Raw genomic sequence first — 2,340 nt, 5'->3', positions numbered from 1 at the left:
GTCCGGAGTCGCTCATGCAGGAAATTGTTGCGCGGCGTCAGCTGGGCCAGGGATGGACGAGCCGGTTGCTGCAGAGGATTCTTCTGGGTCTATTGACGGAAGAGCATGCAGTGAAAGAGGTGGATCAGGCGCGATCCGAGTACCGCCGCCGTCGCTTATCTTTCGTCGACGCCCTGGCGAGCCATGATATTCCGGTGAAGGGTTCGGACGGCATTAATATTTGGGTTCCTGTCGCTGACGAGTCAGCTGCCGTAGTCAGGCTTGCGAGCCAAGGGATAGGTGTAGCGCCGGGTGCCCCGTTTTCCATCCTGCCCTCGGACGGTGCCCATATTCGGGTCACCGTCGGTTCGATCTCCGAGTCATGCCAGGAGCTGGCCGAGAAGATTGCAGATGCCGCTCTCGCTGGAGGCTGGAGCCGCGGACGCTGACATGTCGGCCCTCGGGTTGTTTTTGTACTGTCACAAAGAACGTATTGTAATAGGTGCGGGCGTGACCTATGGTTAGTGTGATCAGATTCGCACGCGGCAAATCAGGACACTAAGGGCCGGGGACTGCCGGCGATCCCCACGCCGCTTTACCGAGAGGAAACCGCCTTGACGCAAACCACTGTTGGGCCGGGGATTGATTTGAATACTGCCGACGAAGTCCGGCGTAAAGACCGAGCTCATGTATTCCATTCGTGGTCCGCCCAAGCACAAATTGACCCGCTCCCGATTGCCGGTGCCCTGGGGTCATACTTCTGGGATTATGAGGGCAATCGCTATCTGGACTTTTCTTCTCAGCTGGTAAATGTGAACATCGGCCACCAGCACCCACGGCTGATTGCCGCAATCCAGGAACAAGCGGCCAAGCTCGCTACGATTGCGCCTGGTTTTGCCAACGACGCGAGATCAGAAGCGGCACGGCTGATTTCGGAGCTGGCCCCGGGTGACCTCAATAGAGTTTTCTTCACCAATGGTGGTGCGGAGGCCAACGAGAATGCCGTCCGTATGGCCAAGCTGCACACTGGGCGTGCCAAGGTGCTGGCCGCCTACCGCAGCTATCACGGCTCGACGGCCGGCGCGATTGCGCTGACGGGAGATCCCCGGCGTTGGCCTTCCGAGCCGTCCATGCCCGGGATAGTGCGTTACTGGGGACCATATACATATCGCTCGCCTTTCCATTCCACCAACGAACAGGAAGAATGCGACCGGGCGCTGGCCCATGTACGAGAACTCATTACCGTCGAAGGGCCGCACACGATTGCGGCACTGATTCTTGAGCCGGTGGTCGGTACGAATGGGATCCTTGTGCCGCCGGAGGGGTACCTGTCCGGTATCCGGAAACTGTGCGATGAGTTCGGCATCATGTTGATCGCGGATGAGGTCATGGCTGGATTTGGCCGCTGCGGCGAATGGTTTGCTGTCGATCATTGGAATGTGACTCCGGATCTCATTACCTTCGCCAAAGGGTCCAATTCCGGGTACGTGCCTCTGGGCGGCGTCATAATTTCCGAACGGATCGCGCGGACGTTCGACGACCGGCCGTATCCGGGTGGGCTAACATACTCCGGTCATCCCTTGGCCTGTGCGTCAGTCGTCGCCTCCATCAACATCTTCCAAGATGAAGGAATCATTGAAAATGCGCGCATGCTCGGCCGTGAGGTCATCGGCCCGCAGCTGAAGGCAATGGCGGAGCGGCACCCAAGCGTGGGAGAAGTCCGCGGTCTGGGCGTTTTATGGGGCCTGGAACTGGTCCGGAATCGAACCACCCGCGAACCTTTGGTGCCCTTTAACGCCGCTGGAGCCGAGGCCGCTCCGATGGCTGAATTCGCGGCAGCATGCAAGAGCCGGGGACTGTGGCCCTTTACACACTTTAACCGCACACATGTGGTTCCACCGTGCACCGCGACGAAAGAGGAAGTTCTTGAAGGGATCGAGATCCTCGATGAGGCCCTCGACGTCGCTGATAAGTACTACATGGAAAGCGCTTGACGGCGTCGGTCGCCGGTTGCGTCCATTTGCAAGATCAAAATCAAACAAGCTTTGAAGCAGTAGGGATGACGATGACGAGCACGATTGCGCATTTTATTAATGGTGAGTCGACTTCCGGTACGGGTGACCGTACGCAGGATGTCTTCAATCCGGCGACGGGGAAGGTCACTGGCCAGCTGCGGTTGGCGGGTCAGGACGATATTAAGAGTGTCGTCGCGGCGGCGCGGAACGCGGCGGATTCCTGGTCGCAGGTGTCGCTGTCGAAGCGCACCGGCATCTTGTTCAAGTTCCGTGAGTTGTTGTCCGCGCATGTGGATGAGCTGGCGGCGATTGTCACCTCCGAGCATGGCAAGGTCCTCGCCGATGC

General features: G+C 58.8%; 3 protein-coding genes. All 3 read left to right on the top strand.

The window, feature by feature from the left end; genetic code table 11:
• Positions 1-428, top strand: a 428-nt coding sequence (locus Y707_RS23400; RefSeq protein ID WP_216699203.1) for an aminotransferase class I/II-fold pyridoxal phosphate-dependent enzyme, incomplete at its 5' end; no start/stop codon positions are given.
• Positions 429-593: 165 nt separating this feature from the next.
• A complete protein-coding gene (locus Y707_RS0104420; RefSeq protein WP_216699202.1) occupies positions 594-1,973 on the top strand; it encodes an aspartate aminotransferase family protein in 1,380 nt (459 codons plus the stop codon).
• Positions 1,974-2,038: 65 nt separating this feature from the next.
• Positions 2,039-2,340, top strand: a 302-nt coding sequence (locus Y707_RS23395) for an aldehyde dehydrogenase family protein (RefSeq protein ID WP_035780306.1), incomplete at its 3' end; no start/stop codon positions are given.

It is taken from the genome of Arthrobacter sp. H14, assembly GCF_000520495.1.
Lineage (GTDB): Bacteria > Actinomycetota > Actinomycetes > Actinomycetales > Micrococcaceae > Arthrobacter_C.
Note: the sequence above shows the minus strand (reverse complement) of the source record. Positions and strands in the feature narration are given on the sequence as shown.